Source organism: Alteromonas sp. W12 (assembly GCF_001924945.1).
GTDB classification, from domain to species: Bacteria; Pseudomonadota; Gammaproteobacteria; order Enterobacterales; family Alteromonadaceae; genus Alteromonas; species Alteromonas macleodii.
In genome coordinates, this window is the sequence record NZ_LQXH01000007.1 from 438,652 (window position 1) to 463,737 (window position 25,086).

Below are 25,086 nucleotides of genomic sequence, written 5' to 3' on the forward strand. Positions count from 1 at the left end.
AGACTCGGGCCTGCTGATCTTTGCGGTAAATCAAACATCAACAGGTCTTAAGTTTAACAGGCAGCTAAACGAAACTGAATACTGCTTTCCACTGCGCCAGATTGGCCCTCTTGAGGAGAAAATAGCATGAAGCGGAGTGCGTAACGGTATTTATTGCCGCTAAGCGTAGGGTAATACCCTTCATCAACACTACATTTAACGCGAATTAACTCGTTTTTATCTTCTGCAGCGCCTTGGTAAAAACCGTTGTCAGCAACCACATTGACAAATTGACCTCGTTCGCGAATGAACGACAGGCTAACAGCAATAGCATCATCGAGTAAGGCTAACGTTTCAAGCCATTGCGCTATTTCAGCGAGGCGTTGTTCAAGGGGTTGTTGTAACCAAAAATGAAGATTGGGCAAATCGAAGCTGCACGCGCCACCTGGAATGGCAAAGCGCTGCCTGATTGCGCTTAGCAGTTTATCTTCTTTCAAAGCACTACCAAAACGGCGGTCTGTTTTTAGCTTTTGTTTTAGGGTAAGCACGGTTTTTAGCGCTTGTTCTAAGGCGGTGCTGTCAATTTTCGGGTGCTTAGACCAATACACCAAGTTCTTTTCATGGGCTTCGAGGTCTTTGGTGAGATCGGAGCGAAGATCCAGTCTTTCAATGAGATCAAGTAATTCGAAAAGCTGTTCAAAGAACACCAGCTGCAGATGAGTATGTTCTGATTTAGCCGTAATTTTAAGTTGTCCAAGCAGCTGCTCAACACGTAAATAGTTACGTACTTTTTCCTTTAGTGGAAATTCGAAAACAGCGTGACCCATGGAACCCCTTAAAACACATAGACTTAGAGAAATGTCGCTAAAAATTTAGCTGAACAGTGAAAGGCAACAAGCCTAAAGCATCAAAGCGTTTAAGCCAAGTATACTTGTTCGCCAAATCTTTACTTTGACGTTAATTGGTCAAAAAAGTTTCAAAAATCAATCCGTAAGGCTGTAACGCCCTGCTTTTAGGTGGTGAATTTAGTTATTAGGGATGTGTTTTTGCGTTAACTTCGTCTATCAACTTCACGCTTTAGATAGCGAAAGTAAGTGTTCATGCAAGGCCGAAACTTGCGAAGAGAGGGCGTTTAGGCTGGTGCTATTGTCTAATACATGGTCTGCAGCGCTCAGCCGTTCTTTACGGCTAGCTTGTGACGCCATAATACTTTTTATCGTTGCTTCAGAGCTACCATCTCGCTTTAAGGCGCGTTCAAGCTGAAGCACTTCAGGGCAGTCAACCACTACTACGTGGTTACACATTTCAGTAAGCTTGTTTTCAACCAATAGTGGAACAGACAAGATGCAATAGGGGGAAGTCGATTCCATGATTAGCTGTTGCATGCGAGAACGAATAAGCGGGTGGAGAAGGCCGTTCAGCCAGGTTTTTTCATCTGGGTTAGCAAAAACCTTCTCTCGAAGTGCGGCGCGATCAAGGCTACCGTCTTCAAGCAAAATATGCTCGCCAAAATGCTCAGCTATTTGAAGCAACCCTTGTGAGCCCACGGCAACCACATCTCTTGCGACCTCGTCGGCATCCACGATGTCTATGCCTAACGACGCAAAAATATCAGTGGCAGCAGATTTACCGCTACCTATCCCGCCAGTAAGGCCCACTACAAAGGGAGTCTGCTTATTCATAATGCCGGCACCTTCAAACTAAAGTACGTAATCAAGATAGGCGGTAATAATGGCATCTTTAAAAAGCAGTGTCAGCCAACCTGCCACTGCGAGATAGGGACCAAAAGGAATTGCCAGCGACTTACCTTTGTTTTGAATCACCATTATGAGTATGCCTGCAATTGCACCAACAAACGAAGAGAGCAAAATAATAATGGGCAAACCTTGCCAGCCCGTATAAGCGCCAAGTGCGGCGAGCAGCTTGAAATCGCCATAGCCCATGCCTTCTTTGCCAGTGGCAAGTTTAAATAGCCAATAAACAGACCATAAACTTAAGTAACCCGCCGCTGCGCCAATAATAGCGTCGGTGGTGCCTACAAAAATGTGTTGCGTGCTCAACAGTAACCCCAACCACAGTAGAGGCAGTGTCAACTGGTCAGGTAATAGCATCTTATCTAAGTCAATAAACAGCAGAGCAACGAGTATGTAGGTAAACAATATGGCCCATAGTGCTTGCGATGTGACACCAAATTGATAGGCCGCAAACGTACAGGCTAAAGCAGTAAACAATTCAACCAGCGGGTAACGAACTGATATTCCAACTTTGCACTTAGCGCATTTACCTTTAAGGAACAGGTAGCTAATAACAGGAACATTTTCCCATGCGCGAATTTTGTGGCCGCAGCTAGGGCATGTGCTGTCTGGTTTTACAAGGTTAAATACTTCTTCTGACGCGGATGAGTTTTTATCGTGAGGTGTCGGCTCACCCTCGCTAAAATAGCTTTGGTACTCTTGCTGCCAGCTGCGTTCCATCATAATAGGCAAGCGGTAAATCACCACGTTCAAGAAACTGCCAACCATTAAGCTTACAAAAAAGACTAGGGAATAGAATACAGCAGGGTAAAGCTGACTAAGCGTAATTATCGCGTCCATGGTATGTGGTTCTTATAATTGTTGATTTTCGTTCTTTTTGTGCTGAGCCACGTTATACCACGTTACCCATCTGGAATATAGGGAGGTACATAGCCACAATCAAGCCGCCGATTACCACGCCAAGTACGGCCATGATCATAGGTTCAAGTAGGCTAGTTAAACCGTCTACCATATCATCGACTTCAGCTTCATATATGGTGGCAATTTTGCTGAGCATTTCATCAACCGCGCCCGACTCCTCACCAATGGCAATCATCTGCGTCACCATGTCAGGGAATACTTGTGTAGCGCGCATTGCAACATGCATTGGCATACCGCCCGCCACTTCTTTACGCATGTATAAAATGGCTTCGCGGTATACTGCGTTGCCCGATGCACCTGCGGCGGATTCAAGTGCGCCAATAAGCGGCACACCTGCTGCAAAAGTTGTGGCTAAGGTTCGGGTAAAGCGCGCAATGCTGGCTTTTTTTAGTATCTCGCCGATAACGGGAATTTTTAAAATGTTGCGGTCTACCGTGTCACGTAGCTTCTGGCTTCGCTTATAGGTGCGCATAAACATAAACCCAGCACCACCAATACCTATGGCGATAAAAATACCGTAGTCTTGGACGAACCGTGAAATAGCCAATACGAACTGGGTGAAGGCAGGGAGTTCTGCGCCAAAGCTGCTGAAAATCTCTTCAAACTGCGGCACAACAAACACTAGGAGAATAGTCGTAACAATAAAAGCAACAACCAAAACTGCAATGGGGTAAAACATTGCTTTTTTGATTTTTGATTTTAGTGCTTCGGCCTTTTCTTTGTAGGTTGCGATGCGGTCATAAATGGTTTCAAGTGCACCCGACTGCTCACCGGTATAAACCAAGTCGCAGTATAAATCGTCGAAATATAGGGGGTGTTTTCTAAGGGCCGATGAGAGCGGGTTACCCGCTTTTACTTCATCGGTTATTTCACCAAGGAGTTTTCGCATCGAAGAATTGGCATGACCCTGGGAAATCATTTCTAAAGATTGAATTAGCGTTACGCCAGCCGCGAGCATAGTGGCGATTTGACGAGAAATGACAGAAATATCGGCAGGTTTTATCTTTTGTGCACCGCCGAACAAAGGTTTAGCGAGCTTTTTAACTTTATTTGCAGAAATGCCTTGTCGACGGAGAAGGTTTTTGGCTTCTGAGAGTGAGGTTGCAGAAATTTCGCCTTTTCGAGCTTGGCCATGGCGATCTTTACCTTGCCATGTGTATACCGTAGCAGCCTTTGCCATAGAAGCATTCCACTGTAAAACTTAAACAAAAAAGCCCAGTGTTAAACTGGGCTTTATCAACAAATTCGGTTAGCAAAGAGTTGATGGGTCGCAAACTGCAGTCCATGTCACTCTGCCCGAAGCGTCTGCCGCAGGTGTAAGAGTATATGTAGCGGCCGAACCGTCAGCTTTCTCAACGTCTGAATTTCCTGATGCTGTTGCAACAATAACGCCGTCAGCTTGGACATCAACACCTACAACAGTTGCGGCAGGGTCGACCTTAGCTGGAACGCCGTTAGAACCTGCGATACAAGTCGCTAGAGTTTTATCAACAGTTTGTGCGCAAATCTCTACAGCAGTTTTTGCTGCCGCAGTTGCGTTAGTTACTTCTGTAAACTTCGCTTTTTGCGTGTAGTTTTGGTAAGCAGGAAGTGCGATTGCTGCAAGGATACCGATGATTGCAACAACAATCATTAGTTCGATTAGGGTGAAACCTTTTTGGTTTTTAGTATTCATGTTCATCATGGTTTTTCTCCGGGACGTGTATAACACGTAAAGTTTAAATCTAATTCAAATTGACGTTTATACCCGAGTCGTCCATTTAACGCCCCTGGTACTTGATACTCAGTATAGAATCTTATTTGTTACTGACAAGTATAGGCAAATATACCTATGTCTAGCTTTTTCAGTATGACACGGTTCGCCGCGCCTTGGCAGGCTTTATCACTTGAACTTTCGTATAAAAGTTAATGACTTAAGTGCGTATGTCTATCTATACACAAAAAGCATTATCGAGAAATGACTGAACAGAATGACGAGTAATCGTATTGTAAATTATACATCTACTCGGTGATTTAAAATCACTGTGCAACCTCAACCATTAAGGTCTCAGCATTTAAAGCCACAGTATAGGGAAGTGATAATTGCGATAACGTAAATTTCACTGAAACACTGTATCTTTATAATAAAACACGTGCAACAAAGAAGCCGCGTTATAAAGGTGGAAGTACAAGGGGATAAGCAACACATTCGCTTACCTAATGTTAAATCCACCTTTACAGCTTTTAATTTGACTCTTTATCTTTCTTGCTCTGCTATGACAAATTAATGCGCAGCGACAAATCAATGGCCTGAACGTGCTTGGTTAAAGCTCCAGATGAAATGTAATCTACGCCTAGCTTAGCGAGAGACGCCAGTCGTTCATCAGTAATGTTTCCTGATACTTCCAGTTTACATTGACCTTTGTTGAGCGCTACTGCCTGTTGGATCTGTTCGTTAGAAAAATTATCCAGCATGACAATGTCGGCACCTGCATTAAGGGCTTGTTCAAGCTCGGTTAAGTTCTCTACTTCTACTTCAACGGGCTTGCCCGGCATCATTGTTTTCGCTCGGCTTACGGCTTTTTCGATGTTTCCGCAAGAAAATATGTGGTTTTCCTTAATTAAGAATGCATCGAACAAACCCACACGATGGTTTTGACCACCACCACAACGCACCGCGTATTTCTGTGCGTGCCGCAAACCTGGCAACGTTTTGCGGGTATCGAGAATTTTGGTGTTGGAGCCATCTAAATACTTAGCGTAAAAGGCAGTAACAGTGGCGGTTGCTGACAGGGTTTGTAGGAAGTTAAGCGCCGTACGTTCTGCCGTCAATATCGCGCGAGCAGAGCCTTCCAAACTAACCAGTACGGTGTTGGCATCAACTTTGTCACCATCTTTTACATGCCACGTTAGCGACACCGACTCGTCGATTAGTGCAAATGCTTGGTTTGCCCATGCGATTCCACAAACCACGCAAGGCTCTCGCGTAATAATAGTGGCTTTTGCATTAACGCTTTCATCTATCAGGTTCGCCGTAATGTCGTTTGCAGCATTTAATTCGCCGCCAAGATCTTCAATAAGCGCGTTCGATACTTGCTCTCGAATCGCTTGCATGTCTGGTGATGTCATCTTCATCGCTATGATCTATGCTATCTGTGTATTTAAAGGGTACGCAATATTAACCATTCTCCGCGCTGAGTAAACTCTAATTGGCGAAGAACACTCATTCCCAGCAATATATGGTCATCTTGCATACCGGGGTTTAAGTTTGCTTTTACATCGCGCACCACAATTTCACCAATGCGCAAAGTTTCAATAGTCGATTCGGCGACTCTTACAACGCCGTTAGCTGTGCTGGCTAACCCTTCTCGACCCGCTTTGAGTTGAAGCTTGTTAGCCAAATGAGCGGGAACGGCCACGTCAGTTGCACCTGTATCAACAAGAAATACGACTTCCTCACCATTAATATAACCTGTTGTCACATAGTGACCTTGGCGATTTTGCTTAAGTCGGACTTCGGTTTGTGAACCAATACGCTCTGATGTTGGTTCGCTATTTGGGTTAATTTGTTTTTCTAAAAGATCTGAGAAAACAAAAACCAGTAGACCAAAACCGCAAATCCAAGCAAGCGCAACCATCCATTTACCCGTTGACGCTGTCGGGTCTTGTTGTTCATTCATGCTTCTACCTTTCTTATAATAGTGGTGCACCGCTTTTCGTATTGCTAAATACTCGGCGTAATCTCTTAAGCAAAGGACTAACGTGCTGATTAGCTTATTAGAATGCAATGTATAGCCCTATACACTTATATCCATATACAATGTAGGCTATAACGCAGAAAATCAATTATCGAAGCAAATACTATGGTGCTTTACAACGAAGCAAAGTACACAGCAAGTCCGCATTATGATGCCCGTCCTGACAGCGCAGACGTTAGCCTGTTAGTGATACACAATATTTCACTACCTCCTTCACAGTTTGGTACGCCGGGCATTCGCCAATTGTTTACCGGAACCCTCAATCCTGATGAACATCCTTTCTATAGAGAAATTGCTGGGTTACGGGTCTCTGCTCATTGTGTAATTTATCGAACGGGTGAAATAGAGCAATTTGTGCCCTTTGAACAGCGGGCATGGCACGCGGGCCTGTCTTCATTTCAAGGCCGCAGCCGCTGTAACGACTATGCTATAGGTATTGAACTTGAAGGTACTGATACGTTGCATTACACCGATGCACAGTACCAAGCCCTTGGCGAACTCACTGATTTTATTACGAGATACTATCCTCGGATCACTTTAGGGCGTATCGTAGGCCATAATGATATAGCACCAGGGCGAAAAACTGACCCTGGTGCATCTTTCGATTGGGCAAGATATAGAATGCGCGTTGCTGGGTTTAAATAATTTAACTAATCCGCACTGCAGAAAAAAGGAAACTCAATACCTATGATGTTAATGAGCTTGCTATTAGTTCTCAGCCTCGAGCGGTTGATAACAAAAACACCTAATTGGCATATTGAAAAGTATGCCGCTCAATATCGTGCTTTTCTTCAAGATAAAGGGTTGATTAAGTTTCAAGAAGGAAATGAAGGTGAGGAGGGGAGTAAAAAGGCCCCATCCACAGCACTTTATTTCTATCTTTTACTTCCCGCAGTAGTGCTGGGAGCAATTGAATACTGGGTACTTGGTGCATTTCTTACGTTTATAGAGCAAAGCATAATTTTGTTCATCTGTATTGGCTGCCCTGCATTGCGAGCCGTCTACAAGAGTTTTTTGAATGCTGCTGATCGAGGTGACCTTCAGGCGTGCAGTATGTACACCGACCAACTAGGGCATTGTGCAAGTCAAACAGACAGTGACGGAAGTGCGGGTACAGAAGGCAAAACTTTTGGCCAACACCTTACCTGGCTTAACTATCAACACTATGCCGCTGTGATGCTGTGGTTTATTGCTTTTGGTGCACCTGGCGCGCTGTTTTATAGCTTGAGTCGAAGCACAACCGAGGCATTGTGTGATGCAAATCACCCTTTAAAAGCCGCTGCGGGAAGATTGATGTTTGCGCTCGATTATATTCCTGTTCGCGTTACCGCTTTTGGCATGTTGATGATGGGACATTTCTCACGAGCGTTGCCTGAGTGGATTAAGTATGCACTTCAGTTCGATGTACCTGCATACGATGTGCTTACACAAATTTCTTCGAAAGCTGAGATTCTAACGCCTGATGAACAGCAGTTGCAGGCTGAAAATGCAGCAATAGAACCGAAGGTGCTTGTAAAGTTAGCAAAACGTAATGTTATTTTTCTTCTTGTAATAACATCAGCGCTCACGCTTGTAGGCAGTCTTGCATAGTCATTATTTTTAACATTTACTAGTCTACTCGGCTTAGAAGGGCGTTTGGTCTATTTATTAATTGTATGTAGATCAGGCGCTTTGCCCCTATTGCTGCATTCTCCCTTCCTCATCAGACCAGTTTGCGGCTACTGATTTTTCTTAACAAATTCAACAATAAAGCTTAACACCCAGCAAAAGGTAAATGCTTTGCTATGCTTGTGAGTATTTACCTCGAAATCGATCTGCCTTAAACTAGATAGGTAAAATGGTATTACCAATTGTGTTTGTGATTAAATATTCCACGATTATTTTTTACATTCACCGCTCTTATAACGTCGCTATTGTTATAGAGCACGGTCTAAATAGAAGGATACGTAGCGCGCATGCGGCAGCAGCGAAAAAAACTCTCTGATGTGATTACCGAGCAACTCGAGTCAATGATACTCGACGGTACGTTATTGGCTGGTCAGAAATTACCGCCAGAGAGAGAGCTTGCGCTTGAATTTGATGTATCGCGACCTTCGCTTAGGGAAGCCATTGGTAATTTACAGGCACGTGGGTTGGTAGAACGTAAGCAAGGCGGCGGTACGTTTGTTAATCGCAACCTTAACTCAGCCATGACAGACCCCCTAATGGACTTAGTTAGCCAGCGTCCTGAAACTCAATTTGATTTGCTTGAATTTCGTCATGCGCTTGAAGGGATGGCGGCGTACTATGCGGCACTTCGTGGTCAACCTGAAGATTACAACGCATTGAAGCAAGCACTGAACGACGTACCTACGCCTAAAGCGCACGAAAGCAAGCGTGCCCAAGCTGAGGCGCTAGGACAGTTTTATATCATTATGGCAAGAGCATCACACAATATGGTGTTGTTGCACGTAATGAGCACCATGCAAAGCATGCTGGTGGACAATATTGAACGAAACTTTGACATGTTGGCAGCGCACCCTGAAGCGGTGGAAGACATTGCTAAGCAGCGTCGTGAAATTGTAGAAGCCATTGCTTCTCGCGACCCTGAAGCTGCGCGTCAGGCATGTAATACGCATTTGGCGTTTATTGAAAAAACGCTATTAACCATTAATCAACGCGATACCCGCGTACAGCGCGCATTGCGACGATTAGAGATTTAGTTACTAGTCTGACTTTTCATAAGATAAGGGCTAGATAGCTATTCATTCGCAGAGGCCGGTCAGGTTTTTCCTGTGCCACTGCAAAAGCAGGTGAGCCAGATTGGGTCACTGTGAGTACAACGTAATTTAGTTTTCCTTCTTTTAGCGCCTTTAAGAGTAGAGGCAATGCTAAGGGAGGATTTTCTATATAAGCAAAAAATAGGATGGCACCATGTCTGATATGATGCACCAAGATGTAGATCCTCAAGAAACTAAAGAGTGGATTGATGCGCTTGAGTCGGTTTTAGAAGAGGAAGGCGTAGAACGCGCCCATTATTTACTCGAAAAACTTATTGATAAAGCACGTCGCAGCGGAGCGCATCTACCGTATGACGCAACTACTGCCTACATCAATACTATCCCTGCAGCGCAAGAACCAAAAATGCCTGGTGACTTGACCATCGAAGCGCGCATCCGTGCGGCGATTCGTTGGAACGCATTGATGATTGTATTGCGTGCATCTAAAAAAGACCTAGAGCTTGGTGGCCACATTGGTAGCTTCGCATCATCGGCTATGCTTTACGATGTTGGCTTTAACCACTTCTTCAAAGCGCCTAACGAGAACCAAGGCGGCGACTTTATTTTCGCTCAGGGCCATATTTCTCCAGGTATTTATGCGCGCTCATATATGGAAGGCAACTTAACTGAAGAGCAGTTAAACAACTTCCGTCAAGAGTGTGCTGGCGATGGTCTGTCGTCTTACCCACACCCTCACTTGATGAAAGACTACTGGCAATTCCCAACCGTATCTATGGGTCTTGGTCCACTTCAAGCTATCTACACAGCGCGCTTCCTTAAGTACCTAACTAACCGTGGTATCAAAGACTGTTCAGGTCAGCGCGTTTACTGCTACATGGGTGACGGTGAGTGTGATGAGCCAGAGAGCTTGGGTGCAATTGGTCTTGCTTCTCGTGAAGGCCTAGACAACCTAACGTTTGTTATCAACTGTAACCTTCAGCGTCTAGACGGACCTGTACGTGGTAACGGCAAAATTATCCAAGAACTTGAAGGTACGTTCCGCGGCGCTGGCTGGGAAGTAGTGAAAGTTATTTGGGGTAGCTACTGGGATGAGCTATTAGCTCGTGATAAATCTGGCAAGCTAATTCAGCTTATGGGTGAAACGGTAGACGGTGAATACCAGAACTGTAAAGCCAAAGGCGGCAAGTACACCCGTGAAAACTTCTTCAACAAGTATCCTGAAACAGCGGCACTTGTTGCGAACATGTCTGACGACGACATCTGGCGCTTGAACCGTGGTGGTCACGATCCAGTTAAAGTATTCGCGGCTTACCAAAAAGCCATTGATACGAAAGGTCGTCCAACGGTAATCCTTGCTAAAACGGTTAAAGGTTTCGGTTTAGGTGCATCAGGCGAAGCACAAAACGTGGCGCACAACGTTAAGAAGATGGACGTTGATTCAATCAAAGCGTTCCGCGATCGTTTCAATATTCCTGTAGCAGACGAGAAAATTGCTGACCTGCCATACTTCAAGTTCGACGAAGACAGCGAAGAAATGAAGTACCTTCGCGAGCGTCGTGAAGCTCTAGGCGGTTACTTGCCTTCTCGCCGTGAACAGGCTGAAGAGCAGCTTGAAATTCCTGAGCTAAGTGCATTCGACGCTATCTTAAAAGGGTCAGGTGACCGTCAAGTATCGTCAACCATGACGTTTGTACGTGTACTTAACGCGCTATTGAAAGATAAGAAAATTGGTAAGCGTATTGTGCCAATTATTCCTGATGAAGCCCGTACATTCGGTATGGAAGGTTTGTTCCGTCAGGTAGGTATTTACGCCAATGAAGGCCAGAAATACGTACCTCAAGATGCCGACCAAGTCGCTTACTATCGCGAAGATAAGAAAGGTCAGGTATTACAAGAAGGTATTAACGAGCTAGGTGCAATGGCATCGTGGGTTGCGTCGGGTACGTCTTACTCAACGTGTAACGCTACCACTATTCCGTTCTACATTTACTACTCAATGTTTGGTTTCCAACGTGTTGGTGACCTTGCATGGGCGGCAGGCGATAGCCAAGCGCGTGGTTTCCTATTAGGCGCAACTGCGGGTAGAACCACACTTAACGGTGAAGGTCTACAGCACCAAGACGGCCACTCACATGTTCAAGCGAACCTAATTCCTAACTGTATTACTTACGACCCAACGTATGGTTACGAAGTAGCAGTTATCGTTCAAGACGGTCTACGTCGCATGTACGGTAATAACGAGAATATCTTCTATTACCTAACATTGATGAACGAGAACTATCAGCATCCTGCAATGCCAGAAGGTGATGATGTTGCTGAACAGATCATTAAAGGTATCTACAAGCTTGAGCGTGTTGAAAATGACAAGTCTAAGCTGAATGTTCAGTTGATGGGCTCAGGCACTATCTTGAACGAAGTGCGTAAAGCGGCACAAATTCTTTGTGACGACTATAACGTATCATCTGACGTTTACTCAGTGACCTCGTTCAACGAGCTAGCGCGTGAAGGCCAAGACGTAGCACGCTGGAACATGCTAAACCCAGAAGCTGAGCAAAAAGTACCTTACATTGGTCAGGTAATTACGAAAGACGCAGGTCCTGCGATTTCTGCCACTGACTATGTGAAGAACTACTCAGACCAAGTACGTGCGTTCATCGAAACTGAATACCGATGCCTAGGTACAGACGGTTTCGGTCGAAGCGATAGCCGTGAAAACTTGCGTACTCACTTTGAAGTTAATGCGTCATACATTGTGGTGGCATCACTTTACGAATTGGCTCAGCGCGGTGACGTTGAGAAGAAAGTGGTAGCAGAAGCCATTAAGCGTTTTGAAATTAACGCTGAAAAACTTAACCCACTTTACGCGTAAGCCAGATAAGGTATTTTACATATGTCAGATATTCAAAAGATTATCGTACCCGACGTAGGCGGTGACGAAGTTGAAGTTATCGAGCTATGTGTTGCCGTAGGCGACAACATTGAGGCTGATGAAGGCGTTGTTACTGTTGAAAGTGACAAGGCGTCAATGGACATCCCAGCACCGTTTGAAGGTGAGATTGTAAGCCTGACTGTATCAGTAGGCGATAAAATCAAAGAAGGCGATGTGATTGGTGAAATGAAAGTTGCCAATGGTGACAGTGCCGATGAAGGCGCGTCTGAAGAAAACGCTTCAGATGAATCTTCTAAAGAAGATGCACCTAAGCAAGAAGAAGCACCAAAAGACGAAAGCAAGTCAGAAGCAGCGCCAGCTTCGTCTGGCAGCAGCGAAGTGATTGAAGTTGCAGTACCGGATATCGGTTCTGACGACGAAGTAGACGTAATCGACGTATTGGTTTCAGTGGGCGACACCATTGAAAAAGAAGATGGGCTAATTACCCTTGAAACCGATAAAGCAACCATGGACGTTCCTTCAACACACGCAGGTACGGTGAAAGAAGTATTCATCAGTACTGGTGATAAAGTGAAAGAAGGCACAGTTGTTATTAAGCTTGAAGTAGCGGGTTCAGGCTCGTCTTCAAGTGAATCGGCGTCTAGCGATGCTTCTTCTGAAGCATCTGCACCGGCTGCGCAGGAAAGTGCAAAGCAAGAATCAGCGCCAGCGGCGTCTGCAAGTAGCGAGACTATCGAAGTTGCTGTACCAGACATTGGTGAAGACGGTGAAGTTGACGTTATCGATGTACTTGTATCAGCTGGCGATACCGTTGAAAAAGAAGACGGTCTTATCACGCTAGAAACTGATAAAGCGACCATGGATGTGCCTTCGACACATGCAGGTACGATTAAAGAAGTCTTTATCAAAGCGGGCGACAAAGTTAAGCAAGGCACCTTAGTTGTTAAGCTTGAGACCAGCGGTGGTTCGTCTTCAAGTGCAGCTGAAAAGCCTGCTGAAGCGCCTAAGCAAGAAGAGACTAAACAAGACTCACAGCAAGAAGAGACTCAACAAGGGTCACAGCAGGAAGCCTCGCAAGGTCGCTCTCCTGTGCCTCCAGCGCCAGAAGCCAAGAATACAGGTAAAGCACATGCTTCTCCTTCGGTTCGCCGTATTGCTCGTGAGTTTGGTGTAGACCTTACTCAAGTTAACGGCTCTGGTCCTAAAAACCGTATCTTGAAAGAAGACGTTCAAGCCTATGTGAAAGCTGAGCTTGCGAAACCTCGCACAGCAGCAGCTTCAGGCAGTGCTCCTGTGGGCGACAACGTACTTCAAATCGTTCCGGTTAAGCCTGTTGATCACAGCAAGTTTGGCGAGATTGAAGAACAAAAGCTTTCTCGAATTCAAAAGATCTCTGGACCGTTCTTACACCGTAACTGGGCGACTATCCCGCACGTTACGCAGTTCGACGAAGCAGATATCACTGAAGTTGAAGAATTCCGTAAAGAGCAAAACGCTTACCACGCGAAAATAAAGTCTGGTCTTAAGATCACACCACTAGTATTCGTTATGAAAGCGGTAGCGAAAGCGCTTGAGAAATACGAAGTATTCAACTCATCACTGTCTGACGACGGCGAGAGCTTAATCATTAAGAAGTTTATCAACATTGGTATTGCGGTTGAAACACCGGGAGGCCTTGTTGTACCTGTTATTCGTGACGTGAATAAGAAAGGTATTGAGCAGCTGTCTCAAGAGCTTATCGAAACATCTAAGAAAGCCCGTGAAGGCAAGCTTAAAGCGGCTGACATGCAGGGTGGAACGTTCACTATCTCTAGTCTAGGTGGTATTGGTGGCACGGCGTTTACGCCTATTGTAAATGCACCAGAAGTCGCCATATTAGGTGTGTCTAAGTCTGAGATGAAGCCTAAGTGGAATGGTAAAGAGTTTGAGCCGCGCTTAATGGTGCCGCTAAGCCTGTCATACGACCACCGAGTCATCGATGGTGCGGTAGGTGCAAGATTCTCTACTGAGGTTGCTGCAAACCTAACTGACTTACGCAGAATCATACTTTAAATAAAAGGTCGAAAAAGTTTACAATATCAGTAACATTTTCGACGATTTTATAAGCCCATTTGGTGGCATTTAGGTTATGCTATTACACAAAAGTAATAGCATGACCCTACAAGAACAGGATTGAGGTTCACAATGAGCGAAATTAAAACGCAATTGGTGGTACTGGGCGGCGGCCCTGGCGGTTATTCAGCAGCATTCCGTGCGGCTGACTTAGGTATTGAAACAGTTATCGTAGACTCTCGCGACACGCTTGGTGGTGTTTGTCTTAATGTTGGCTGTATCCCTTCAAAAGCCCTTCTTCACGTTGCTAAAGTGATGAAAGAAGCGAAGCACCTTGCTAGCCACGGTGTATCGTTTGGCGAGCCTACCATCGATTTAGATAAAATCCGCGAATACAAAGACGGCGTTGTTAAGCAATTGACAAATGGCCTTAGCGGTATGTCTAAAATGCGTAAAACCAAGCACGTACAAGGCTTCGGTAAATTTACAGGCGCAAACACCCTAGAAGTAAAAAATGGTGACGACGTTACTACTATTACTTTCGAGAAAGCGATTATCGCTGCGGGTTCTGAGCCAGTAAGCCTACCGTTCATCCCAGAAGATGATCGTGTAATCGACTCAACTGGCGCACTGGAAATGAAAGACATTCCAGAGAAAATGCTAGTACTAGGCGGTGGTATCATCGGTCTAGAAATGGGTACTGTGTACGAAGCACTTGGCTCGAACATTGATGTAGTTGAATTCTTAGATCAGCTAATTCCAGCAGCTGACAAAGACATCATGAAAGTGTTCATGAAAGACTACAAAGACAAGTTTAACATCATGCTTGAAACCAAAGTGACTGCGGTTGAAGCAAAAGACGATGGCTTGTACGTAACATTTGAAGGTAAGAACGCACCTGCTGAGCCAGTGCGCTACGACAAAGTACTTGTTGCTGTTGGTCGTAAGCCAAACGGTAAGCTAGTTGGCGCAGATGCGGCTGGCGTAAACGTTGACGAGCGTGGCTTCATCAACGTTGATAAGCAAATGCGTACTAACGTTGACCACATCTTCGCAATCGGTGACCTTGTAGGTCAGCCAATGCTTGCGCACAAAGCGGTTCACGAAGGTCACGTTGCAGCAGAAGTTATTGCTGGACAGAAGCATTACTTCGACCCACGTGCTATTCCTTCAGTAGCGTACACTGAGCCAGAAGTTGCTTGGGTTGGTCTAACTGAAAAAGAAGCGAAAGAGCAGGGCGTAAGCTATGAAACAGCAACGTTCCCATGGGCTGCTTCAGGCCGTGCAATTGCATCTGATGCAACTAACGGTATGACTAAGATGATTTTCGAAAAAGAAACGGGCCGCGTAATTGGTGGTGCTATGGTAGGTACCAACGCGGGCGAAATGCTTGGCGAAATCGGCCTAGCTATTGAGATGGGTGCTGACGCTGAAGACGTAGCATTGACTATCCACGCTCACCCAACGCTTAACGAATCAATTGGTCTTGCGTCTGAAATCTTCGAAGGAAGTATTACTGACCTACCAAACCCGAAAGCAAAGAAAAAGAAGTAAATTAGCTTCTTTGTTCGAACTACGAAAAAACCGCTCTTTGAGCGGTTTTTTATTAGGGCTTTGAATGTTTTAGAACCACTTTACCTGCGATAGCACAACGCAATGGCGAACATGTTAAGTCTCGCCGAGTGTGTAGTTATCTAAGCAGGCTAGTATTAAGCTGTTTCTTTTCCAACCGCTACGGTGTCGCGTTCTTCGTCCATTTCATCGTTGCTGGGCGTTTTCAAATGCGCTGGCGTGAATTCTTCACAGTCCATATTGCGCTGGTCCATAAAGCGCTTAACCGTTTCGGCGCAATAGGCTTTTCTACAGCATTGAGAGAGCAGCATTTCATGACGTTGTACACGCTCGCGAATAAATCTAACTACGAGTCCTCTAAGCCACTGTAAGCCCGCGTCTTGATCCTGACGTTTGTGCCACATCACAGACAGCGGAGAGCTGACAATTTCTATTGGAGTTTCAAATACTGCCAATTCGCCTGAGAAAATCTCTTTTTCCATTACCAAAGACGGTGCTACACAAATAAGGTTGCTCTCTTTTAGTAACGGTGTAGCGTTATAAAACTGGTTTACTGACATTGCCACGCGGCGTTTAAGGCCTAAATTCGCCAGCACCTGATCTGTAGGGCCAGTCACATCGCCTGTAACAGAAACGAGAAGATGATCAGCCGCGACAAAGTCTTCTAAGGTCAATTGAGATTTTGCTAATGGATGATCGGGGCGCATTACCACAACCCAGCTTGGGTCGAGAACATGTTCGGCACGAATAACAGAGCCAGGCTCCTGATATTTAGAGAAAGTGAGCTCTGCTTCAGCATCTTTGAGTATTTTATCGGTTTCCATGTCGTAATTAGGAATGGCATGGATATTAATACCAGGCGCTTCATTCTCAATAACTTTGCGTAGCGGCCCCCACACCATAGAAACGATGCTGTCAGTTGCAGCTATACGAAAGGTACGCTTAGCTGTTGCAGGGTTAAAGTCAGTTGGGTTAACGGCGACTTCGAGCTCGCCTAAAGGGCCCTGAATCTGGCTCCATAAATTTTTAGCAAATGAGGTAGGTTGAATACCGCGGCCGTCTTTAACGAACAGTTCATCTTTCCAGGCTGTGCGCATACGAGAGAGTGCGTTAGATACCGCAGGTTGCGTCATCGACAGCCTGTCAGCTGCGCGGGTAATTGCACCCTCGGTCATGATGGCATCAAAAATCATCAATAAATTTAAATCATGTGGACGCATGGTTGTCTCCGGTATCTATTGCGGACAATCTACTTTCATCTACCGAACGATGAAAAAAGCTGCCGTTTACTTCTTTTTTGGCTATGTAATTTAACTGACATAGTTTAGTTATAGGTTATAGCTAAAAGCATTTATTTTCCAAATGAATGCGACGAGCGACACTGGTACACTATATCGCTGTAACCGTTGATTTCCCTAAGCTCTCGCTTTTTATACGGTTATTCTCATTTTCTCTGCGAAACCATTCTTCTAAATCTTTAAAAGCGGTTGTCTCTGTCAGCCCGATCTTCAATATATAATATCATGTGATGTGTTGCATATAAAAAGATAATTATTTTTATTGTTGGTGGCGATGCATAATGCACAGCATCAAACTTTAGTTTAATTTTTAAGAGAATCTTGCAATGAAAACTTTTACCCGTTTATTGGCAATAGTAAGCCTAACTGCGCTTGTCGCTGCATGCGGTGGTGACGAGCAGGATCCAAGTCAATCAATGAGCGCTGGCGCAAATGCTGGTGTTCCTGTTGATGTGGCAACGGTTGTGTCTCAGCGTTTAACCGAGTGGGATAATTTTACAGGTCGTCTAGAGTCTCCGCAAATTGTTGCGCTTCGCCCACGCGTGTCGGGCTATATTGACTTTGTTGCATTTGACGAAGGCGAATATGTCGAACAAGGGCAAACCTTATTCTTAATTGATAACCGCACGTTTAAAGCAGAAGTTGATCGATTGACTGCACAGCTTGAAGAAGCCAAAAGTCGCGTTCAGTTGGCTGAGCAAAACTATAGCCGTGCTTTTAAACTTCGTAAAACCCAGGCGGTTTCTGAAGAAGTTCTTGATGCCCGTTTAGCTGAGAAAAACCAAGCGCTTGCAAGCTTAAACCAAACGCAAGCCGCACTTGAAGTAGCGCGCCTAAATCGAGGCTTTGCTCGTGTTGAAGCACCTATTTCTGGACGTATTTCTCGCGCAAACATTACTGAAGGTAACTTTGTTACCGCAGGACAAACAGAGTTGACTCGCATCGTATCGACCGACCGTTTATATGCGTATTTCGATATTGATGAGCAGACCTACCTAAACTATCTAACCGATAAATCAGCGGCTTCAACAGCAGTGAGCGAGCAGCCGGTAGCGATGCGCCTTGCTAACGAGTCTGATTATAACCACTGGGGTCAAATTGATTTCATCGACAACCAGGTTAACGGTAGCACTGGCACACTTCGCGTTCGTGCCGTATTTAATAACGAAGAAGGTCGTTTAATTCCGGGATTGTTTGCACACTTAAAATTGGCAGGTGACACCGATGAACAGGGCATTCTTATTAAAGAAAAAGCTATCGGCACAGATCTTAATAATAAGTTTGTACTGGTTGTAAACGACGAAAGTAAAGTGGAATACCGTGCGGTTAAGCTAGGCGACAAAGTGGGTAGCATGCGCATCATCACAAGCGGCTTGAATGTAAACGACACCATTGTGGTTGATGGCTTACAGCGCGTTCGCCCTGGTGCCCAAGTTGCCGCTAACGAAGTGCCTATGGGTGATGAAGATGCTTTGGCAAACTTATCTAGCTGGCAGTCACGTGTTGATAATGCAACACAAGTAACCCAAAACATGGCGCAGTATGAGGATGTTTTATCTGGTGGTTCATTTGCCACAGGTACAGCAACAGCAGGTCTTAAGTAATGAACATTTCGCAGTTTTTCATTAGCCGCCCGATTTTTGCGGGCGTGCTTTCCCTACTTATTTTTATAGGTGGTGCAATTGCTGTCTGGCAACTGCCTATCACTGAATACCCAGAAGTAGTGCCGCCTACCGTGGTGGTAACTGCGAATTATCCCGGTGCAAACCCAGAAGTTATCGCGGAAACAGTTGCAACGCCGCTAGAGCAAGAAATCAACGGTGTTGAAAACATGCTGTATATGTCATCACAGGCAACCAGTGATGGCCGTATGACGCTAACAATTACGTTTGCCATTGGTACGGATCCAGATGAAGCCACAACGCTGGTACAAAACCGAGTAAATCGCGCGACACCGCGTTTACCTCAAGAAGTACAGCGTTTAGGTGTGGTAACTGAAAAATCGTCACCAGATTTAACCATGGTAGTGCACCTGACGTCGCCTGATAATCGTTATGACATGCTTTATCTTTCAAACTATGCTGATCAGTTTGTTAAAGACGAGCTAGCGCGAATCAATGGCGTTGGGCAAGTGCGTCTGTTCGGTGCTGGTGAATTCAGCATGAGAGTATGGTTAGACCCTAACAAACTGGCTGCGCTCCAGTTAAACCCTGGCGATGTGGCAGCCGCTATTGCAGACCAAAACCAGCAAGCGGCGGCAGGTAGCCTAGGTGCACAGCCTACGGGTACCAGCGAATTTCAGCTGCTTATCAATGTGCGCGGCCGTTTAAAAGATGAAGCCGAATTTGAAAATATTATTGTTAAGTCGGGTGAGAATGGTGAAATAACCCGTCTTAAAGACGTTGCGCGTATCGAACTAGGTTCAGAGTTTTATGCACTGCGTTCACTTATTAACAATAACCCTGCGGCAGCGGTGCCGGTTTTCCAAGCACCAGGCTCTAATGCAATCCAAATTTCAGATGACGTTCGCGCTCGTATGGCGGAACTGTCTAAGGCGTTCCCTGAAGGCCTTGAATACGAAATTGCCTACGACCCTACCGTATTTGTTCGCGGTTCGATTGAAGCGGTAATTAGTACACTTCTTGAAGCTGTATTGTTAGTTGTACTTGTTGTTGTACTGTTCTTACAAACATGGCGTGCGTCTATTATTCCACTCGTTGCAGTACCTATTTCACTTGTGGGAACGTTCGCCTTTATGCAGCTAATGGGCTTCTCGCTGAATGCACTGTCGCTGTTTGGCCTTGTGCTGGCAATCGGTATTGTTGTGGACGACGCCATCGTTGTTGTCGAAAACGTAGAGCGTAATATTTCTGAAGGCAAAGCGCCGTTTGAAGCCACCGTACAGGCAATGAAAGAAGTAACCGGTCCTATTATTGCCACAACCTTGGTACTTGCTGCGGTATTCGTACCTACTGCTTTCATGAGCGGTCTTACCGGGCAGTTCTATAAGCAGTTTGCGCTAACAATTACTATCTCTACGGTAATTTCTGCAATTAACTCGTTAACGCTTAGCCCTGCGTTATCTGCATTGCTGTTGAAACCTCACGGTAAAGCGAATGACTGGTTAACCCGTTTAATGGATAAAGTGTTTGGCCGCTTTGTATTTTCACCGTTTAACCGTTTCTTTGACCGTAACTCAAAGCGCTACACTGGTGCTGTGGGTGGGCTTATCCGTAAGAGCAGTATCATCATGGTGCTTTACGCGGGTCTGTTAGGGCTCACTTACTTCCAGTTTGCCAATACACCAACAGGCTATGTTCCGCCGCAAGATAAGCAGTATTTGGTCGCCTTTGCTCAACTGCCTAATGCAGCAAGCTTAGACAGAACTGAAGAGGTGATCCGTGAAATGTCTCGTATTGCTATGGAACACCCTGGTGTTGAAGATGCAATTGCATTCCCTGGCTTGAATATTAACGGGTTTACCAATAGTCCAAGCTCAGGCGTGTTGTTTGCAACGCTGACTGACTTTGATAAAAGAACGACGCCTGATCTATCTGGTGGCGCTATTGCTGCACAGCTTAACCAGAACTTTGGGTCTATAAAAGGTGCCTTTGTGGCAATATTCCCGCCGCCACCAGTAATGGGGTTAGGCACGATTGGTGGTTTCCGTTTACAGGTTGAAGACAGAGGGAACCTAGGCTTTGAAGAACTTGAGCGTGTAACGCAAGAAGTGATTGGCAAAGCGTGGGCACACCCAGCGCTTACCGATGCATTCACTAGCTTCACTGTTGCTGTACCTCAGCTCGATGTGGATGTAGACCGTGAAAAAGCGGTAAGCCAAGGTGTGAACATCGATACCTTGTTTACCACCATGCAGGGCTACTTAGGTTCGTTATACGTGAACGACTTCAACTTGTTCGGTAGAACTTACCAAGTAAATGTACAAGCTGATGCCCAATACCGTCAGGATATTGAGAACATTACGCAGTTTAAAGTGCGTAATGCACAAGGTGAAATGATCCCGCTTGGCTCATTCTTGAACATTGAGCACAGTGCAGGCCCTGACCGTGTTATGCACTATAACGGATACGTTACCGCTGAAATAAACGGTGCAGCAGCGCCAGGCTATTCGTCTGACCAAGCGAAGGCAGCAATTGAAGAAATACTGGCTGAAACGTTACCACTTGGCATGACTTACGAGTGGACTGAGATCACCTATCAGCAAATATTAGCGGGTAATGCATCAGCGTTTGTATTCCCATTAGTTGTGCTTTTGGTGTTCTTAGTACTGGCTGCACAATACGAAAGCCTGCGTTTGCCACTGGCAATCATATTGATTGTTCCCATGACCTTGCTGAGCGCGCTTATTGGTGTGCAAGTTTATGGCGGCGACAACAATATTTTTACCCAAATAGGTTTGATTGTACTGGTTGGCCTTGCAACGAAGAACGCCATTCTTATTGTCGAGTTTGCAAAAGAGCTACAAGACAAGGGGATGGACGCGCTTTCAGCTATTAAAGAAGCAAGTCGATTACGTCTTCGTCCAATACTAATGACATCCATTGCTTTCATCATGGGTGTGCTGCCAATGGCGGTATCAACCGGTGCCGGCTCTGAAATGCGTCAGGCCATGGGTGTGGCAGTATTCTCAGGCATGATTGGTGTTACCGTATTTGGACTTATCTTAACTCCGGTATTTTATTACCTGATACAGCGTAAAGGTTAACTCTCCCGTCTACCCAAGCGTTGCCCTCTTAAGGGGCTCTTTAGGCCACTCATTTGAGTGGCCTTTTTTTTGCCACCATTGGTCAGCTTTTATCTCGTTTTGTGAAACCGAAAAGCTTATATTCGCTTGTATCCTGTTGAAAACAGAAAGAATGGAGATTCGAATGAAAATAGGTGCGGCGATAGTAATGGCGATGGGCATGGTGGTTGCTGTGTCTTTGCTTGGTGTTCAGGTATCTTCTGCCATGAACGATATGCAAACGTGGGATAGAGTAGTAACCGTAAAAGGATTGTCAGAGCGAGAATACATTGCTGATCAGGTTATTTGGCCTATTCAATTTGTCGACGCGGGCAATGATTTACCTCAACTGTATGAACATATTGAAAAGAATAGCCTTCAGGTAGCTAACTTTTTAGAAGAGAAGGGCATTTCAGCAGAAAGCATTACTATTGGAAAGCCAGAAATAAATGACAAATTGGCACAACAATATGGAAGTAGTGAAAAAGCGCCATTTCGCTACAGTGCCATTCAAACCGTTACTGTCTTTTCAAATGATGTTGAAAAGGTGCGAGCGCTTATGCAGCAAATTGGGGAGTTAATTAAAACTGGTATTGTATTATCAGACCAAAGCTACCGCGCTCAGCCCGACTATGTATTTACCCGCTTAAACGAAGTAAAGCCGGAAATGATTGAAGAAGCTACGCTCAATGCGAGAGAGGTTGCGGAAAAATTTGCCAAAGATTCAAAAAGTACTTTGGGCAAAATTAAGCGCGCTAACCAAGGGCAGTTCAGTATTTCTAGTCGCGATAGTCATCATCCACATATAAAGAAAGTGCGCGTGGTTTCTACTATCGAATACACACTTATCGACTAGCGCATCAGGCTTTCGAACATGGTGTAGCAGTCAACAGGTCGTATTTCGTGCTATGCTTTGTCATATCGAAAAGGCCTGCGAGTCGAATTGCTTAGTTTTAAAGCAGCGTGGCTTAGATGATTGGAATGCCTTACTGCTAATGTCTAGTGGCTAGATGTTGGAGTATGCGTTTTAATTTATATTGATAAAGCTAAAGCGTGGCCACTGTTGCTTGCTTGAAAATGCAGCCCAAGTGGTATTCGTTTCACCTTTTGAAGGTTATGCCACTGACATGACGGAACAAAAATCACAATCCCAACAGCTGGAGTTTTTTGAAATTCCAAGCCCATGCATTGGTGTGTGTGAGTCAGGTCCAAGGGGTTTCTGTAAAGGGTGCTATCGAAGTCGCGACGAGCGCCTGTACTGGCTTAAGGTTGATGATGCAACTAAACGTAAAATAATCAGCGCCTGTGCTCGGCGCAAAAAAGCGGTGCTGACGCGCGCTCGCAAGCAACAGCAAAAAGAGCTGGGGGAATCAATTGGGCAGTTCACGCTGTTTGATGATCCGCCAAGTTCAGAATAAGCGGCCTTGAGTTTGTAAAAAGTAGACTGAGAGTTTCTAGATGTCGTTAGATAAGTATGTTTCGTATGCCGCGAAATCATTTACGTTACCGGATATATGCGTGCGCCTGCGTTCAACATTAGACGATCCCCGTTCCAGCGCCGAGGATATTGGCGAGCTTATTAGTGCTGATCCCTCTCTTACCGCGAAGGTACTAAGGCTGGCAAATAGCTCGCTGTTTCGGTTTCCTTCTCAAGTAGAATCTGTTGCCAAAGCAATCAGTGTGATTGGAGGCGAAGCCCTGTATAACTTGGTAATTGCAGAAACTGCCAGCACAGCATTTAAACGCTTTGATACTAAGTTAATAAATTTAGACAAACATTGGTATGCATCAGTGTATTGCGGCATGGTGGCCAAAAGTCTTGCGATGAGACTTAACGTGCGCGGAGCAGAACGCTTCTTTGTAATGGGTATATTGCAAAACTTAAGTGAACTGGTCGTGGCCAAGAAAGAAACTAAACGCTATCAGTCATACCTGAATGCTGAGACGAACGTGTTGCCGCACGTTAATCAGTTGGAGCATTTCGGTTTTACGTTTGCTCAATGCAGCGGTATCATACTAGAAAATTGGCACTTACCTATTGGGTTGTACTATCCGGTAACGTTCATGAATGATGAAGCTAAACATAAATCTGATGTAGATATCTGCGTCCTGTGTTTAGCAAATCGAATTACGGTAAGTCAGTTAAATAAAGAAAGTTACGCTGACATTGAACTTTTTACCCCTGAGATAGCCAATACAGTAAGTCTCAACATGGAAGTGATAAGCAATTCAATTGAATACGCCGAACAAGAAACGGCAAAAATTGTGTCGCTTATTCACTGAGCTTTCGGTGCAACAACTCCGTTACTTTACTGATAATTAGCAAAATGTAGTAAAGCTCATCCAGAGGATTGGTATAACAAGCGTCGTACTAAGACGTAATCTAAAAACTATAAAGCTCAACGTAAATCAGATTATGTTCAAAAAAATCTTCCGGCCAAGCATTGTTGTTGGCGTTGTTTGTTGCTGCGTGTGTGTGCACGCAAGCGCGAGGGATCTTATACAAACCCTCTATCACGCAGACTTCACGCCCGACACCGATGACGAAATTCCTCGTTTTACGCTAGACGGTGAACTAGGTGTACTTGTAAACACCGGAAACACCTCAGCTGCTAGTGTGAAAGCCGCGGTCAATGCTGACCATGAAACGGAAACTTGGAGCAGTATCTACTTCGCCGAGTTGCTCTATAAAGAAAGCGGTACGCCAACAACAGAGCGGGACATCAGCGCCCAGCGCTTTTTCACTAGCGCGCAGTTCGACTATAAACTCATGAATCCTGGTCGCCGTCTCTTTATGTACGGTGATTACGAAGACGATCAATTTACCGGTTACGATCACCGTGCTTCGCTGGCAGCGGGCTGGTCTCAGCGCCTCTGGCGCAGTGAAGACAGTGAGTTTCGCTATAGCATTGGTCCTGGCTACAGTTTTATTGAAGCTGAAGAAGATAATGAAAGCGTAGTCAACGATGGCATCATTGTAAGAGCGTCCGCCGAATACAAATACCACTGGAGTTCAGGTGCTAAGCTAAGGCAGTTTGTTAGCACTGAGGCGGGTGAAGAAAATATGAAATCACGGTCAGAAACTTCGCTTTCAGCTAACGTATTTGGTTCACTGGCGATGAAGCTATCCTTCATACTAAACCATGAAACAGACACCGCAGAAGATGTCGCAGCCTTAAGTACAGAGACCTCTGTGGCGCTGGTCTATCAGTTTTTTTAGTCAATTAGTGTAAATTAACGGGTTATCTTTGGCTTTTTACCGTGTTCGCATTGACTGAGAGCTTTGAAAATGTACACTGCGCACCATTGTTTGTAGTGCTTGCCGCCTCGCGGCACTGCCTAGCAGATCTGTTTAAAAACTCGTGTTGTACCGCCTTGCAGTTCAAAAGGTATCGAGTACAACGAATGGACCGATAATC

At 45.2% G+C, this 25,086-nt stretch carries 20 protein-coding genes; 12 read left to right on the forward strand and 8 right to left on the reverse strand.

Annotation, left to right across the window (positions count from 1 at the left end; genetic code table 11):
• Nucleotides 1-53 precede the first annotated feature (53 nt).
• From zapD to AWH61_RS09545, 7 genes are all read right to left on the reverse strand, one after another.
• Nucleotides 54-806, reverse strand: coding sequence for a cell division protein ZapD (zapD, locus tag AWH61_RS09515; protein ID WP_039227984.1), 753 nt, complete (start codon nt 804-806; stop codon nt 54-56).
• 243 nt (nt 807-1,049) lie between these two features.
• Complete coding sequence (gene coaE / locus AWH61_RS09520) at nt 1,050-1,661, reverse strand: dephospho-CoA kinase (RefSeq protein ID WP_075176907.1); 612 nt, start codon at nt 1,659-1,661, stop codon at nt 1,050-1,052.
• An 18-nt stretch (nt 1,662-1,679) separates the two neighbouring features.
• Nucleotides 1,680-2,573 carry a prepilin peptidase gene (locus AWH61_RS09525; RefSeq protein ID WP_075176908.1) on the reverse strand — a complete coding sequence of 298 codons (894 nt, stop codon included), beginning with the start codon at nt 2,571-2,573 and terminating at the stop codon, nt 1,680-1,682.
• Nucleotides 2,574-2,625: 52 nt separating this feature from the next.
• On the reverse strand, nt 2,626-3,834 hold the full coding sequence (locus AWH61_RS09530) for a type II secretion system F family protein (protein ID WP_075176909.1): 1,209 nt from the start codon (nt 3,832-3,834) through the stop codon (nt 2,626-2,628).
• Between the two features lie 69 nt (nt 3,835-3,903).
• Nucleotides 3,904-4,338, reverse strand: coding sequence for a pilin (locus AWH61_RS09535; RefSeq protein ID WP_075176910.1), 435 nt, complete (start codon nt 4,336-4,338; stop codon nt 3,904-3,906).
• A gap of 569 nt (nt 4,339-4,907) precedes the next feature.
• Nucleotides 4,908-5,762 carry a carboxylating nicotinate-nucleotide diphosphorylase gene (gene nadC / locus AWH61_RS09540; RefSeq protein WP_075176911.1) on the reverse strand — a complete coding sequence of 285 codons (855 nt, stop codon included), beginning with the start codon at nt 5,760-5,762 and terminating at the stop codon, nt 4,908-4,910.
• Between the two features lie 32 nt (nt 5,763-5,794).
• Nucleotides 5,795-6,313 carry a retropepsin-like aspartic protease family protein gene (locus AWH61_RS09545; protein WP_014950400.1) on the reverse strand — a complete coding sequence of 173 codons (519 nt, stop codon included), beginning with the start codon at nt 6,311-6,313 and terminating at the stop codon, nt 5,795-5,797.
• Between the two features lie 183 nt (nt 6,314-6,496).
• Here AWH61_RS09545 and ampD point away from each other — a divergent pair, with 183 nt between their 5' ends.
• From ampD to lpdA, 6 genes are all read left to right on the forward strand, one after another.
• Nucleotides 6,497-7,036, forward strand: coding sequence for a 1,6-anhydro-N-acetylmuramyl-L-alanine amidase AmpD (gene ampD / locus AWH61_RS09550; protein WP_075176912.1), 540 nt, complete (start codon nt 6,497-6,499; stop codon nt 7,034-7,036).
• A gap of 42 nt (nt 7,037-7,078) precedes the next feature.
• Nucleotides 7,079-7,981 (forward strand): beta-lactamase regulator AmpE, encoded by a 903-nt coding sequence (gene ampE / locus AWH61_RS09555; protein WP_075176913.1) that lies wholly within the window; start codon nt 7,079-7,081, stop codon nt 7,979-7,981.
• A gap of 365 nt (nt 7,982-8,346) precedes the next feature.
• A complete protein-coding gene (gene pdhR, locus AWH61_RS09560; protein WP_014950397.1) occupies nt 8,347-9,093 on the forward strand; it encodes a pyruvate dehydrogenase complex transcriptional repressor PdhR in 747 nt (248 codons plus the stop codon).
• A gap of 211 nt (nt 9,094-9,304) precedes the next feature.
• Nucleotides 9,305-11,980: a pyruvate dehydrogenase (acetyl-transferring), homodimeric type gene (aceE, locus tag AWH61_RS09565; protein WP_039228012.1), complete on the forward strand. Its 2,676-nt coding sequence runs from the start codon at nt 9,305-9,307 to the stop codon at nt 11,978-11,980.
• Between the two features lie 21 nt (nt 11,981-12,001).
• A complete protein-coding gene (aceF, locus tag AWH61_RS09570) occupies nt 12,002-14,053 on the forward strand; it encodes a pyruvate dehydrogenase complex dihydrolipoyllysine-residue acetyltransferase (RefSeq protein ID WP_075176914.1) in 2,052 nt (683 codons plus the stop codon).
• A gap of 132 nt (nt 14,054-14,185) precedes the next feature.
• Nucleotides 14,186-15,607, forward strand: a complete 1,422-nt coding sequence (lpdA, locus tag AWH61_RS09575; protein ID WP_014950394.1) for a dihydrolipoyl dehydrogenase — start codon at nt 14,186-14,188, stop codon at nt 15,605-15,607.
• 155 nt (nt 15,608-15,762) lie between these two features.
• On the opposite strand, the gene AWH61_RS09580 is transcribed toward lpdA, so the two are convergent.
• Nucleotides 15,763-16,845: a LysR family transcriptional regulator gene (locus AWH61_RS09580; protein WP_014950393.1), complete on the reverse strand. Its 1,083-nt coding sequence runs from the start codon at nt 16,843-16,845 to the stop codon at nt 15,763-15,765.
• A 404-nt stretch (nt 16,846-17,249) separates the two neighbouring features.
• On the opposite strand from AWH61_RS09580, the gene AWH61_RS09585 reads away from it, so the two are divergent.
• The 6 genes from AWH61_RS09585 to AWH61_RS09610 all read left to right on the forward strand — a co-directional run bounded on the left by AWH61_RS09585 (nt 17,250) and on the right by AWH61_RS09610 (nt 24,887).
• A complete protein-coding gene (locus AWH61_RS09585) occupies nt 17,250-18,527 on the forward strand; it encodes an efflux RND transporter periplasmic adaptor subunit (RefSeq protein ID WP_014950392.1) in 1,278 nt (425 codons plus the stop codon).
• On the forward strand, nt 18,527-21,649 hold the full coding sequence (locus tag AWH61_RS09590) for an efflux RND transporter permease subunit (protein ID WP_014977213.1): 3,123 nt from the start codon (nt 18,527-18,529) through the stop codon (nt 21,647-21,649). Before AWH61_RS09585 ends, AWH61_RS09590 begins: the two co-directional genes overlap by 1 nt.
• Before the next feature lie 163 nt (nt 21,650-21,812).
• The gene (locus AWH61_RS09595) at nt 21,813-22,523 is read left to right on the forward strand and encodes an SIMPL domain-containing protein (RefSeq protein WP_014950391.1); all 711 of its coding nucleotides are present in this window, start codon (nt 21,813-21,815) and stop codon (nt 22,521-22,523) included.
• Nucleotides 22,524-22,794: 271 nt separating this feature from the next.
• Nucleotides 22,795-23,085, forward strand: a complete 291-nt coding sequence (locus AWH61_RS09600) for a DUF1289 domain-containing protein (RefSeq protein ID WP_039228189.1) — start codon at nt 22,795-22,797, stop codon at nt 23,083-23,085.
• A 40-nt stretch (nt 23,086-23,125) separates the two neighbouring features.
• Entirely contained in the window at nt 23,126-23,950 is an 825-nt protein-coding gene (locus tag AWH61_RS09605) for an HDOD domain-containing protein (RefSeq protein WP_039232196.1), read from the forward strand.
• 133 nt (nt 23,951-24,083) lie between these two features.
• On the forward strand, nt 24,084-24,887 hold the full coding sequence (locus AWH61_RS09610) for a DUF481 domain-containing protein (protein WP_075176915.1): 804 nt from the start codon (nt 24,084-24,086) through the stop codon (nt 24,885-24,887).
• Nucleotides 24,888-25,086: the final 199 nt, after the last annotated feature.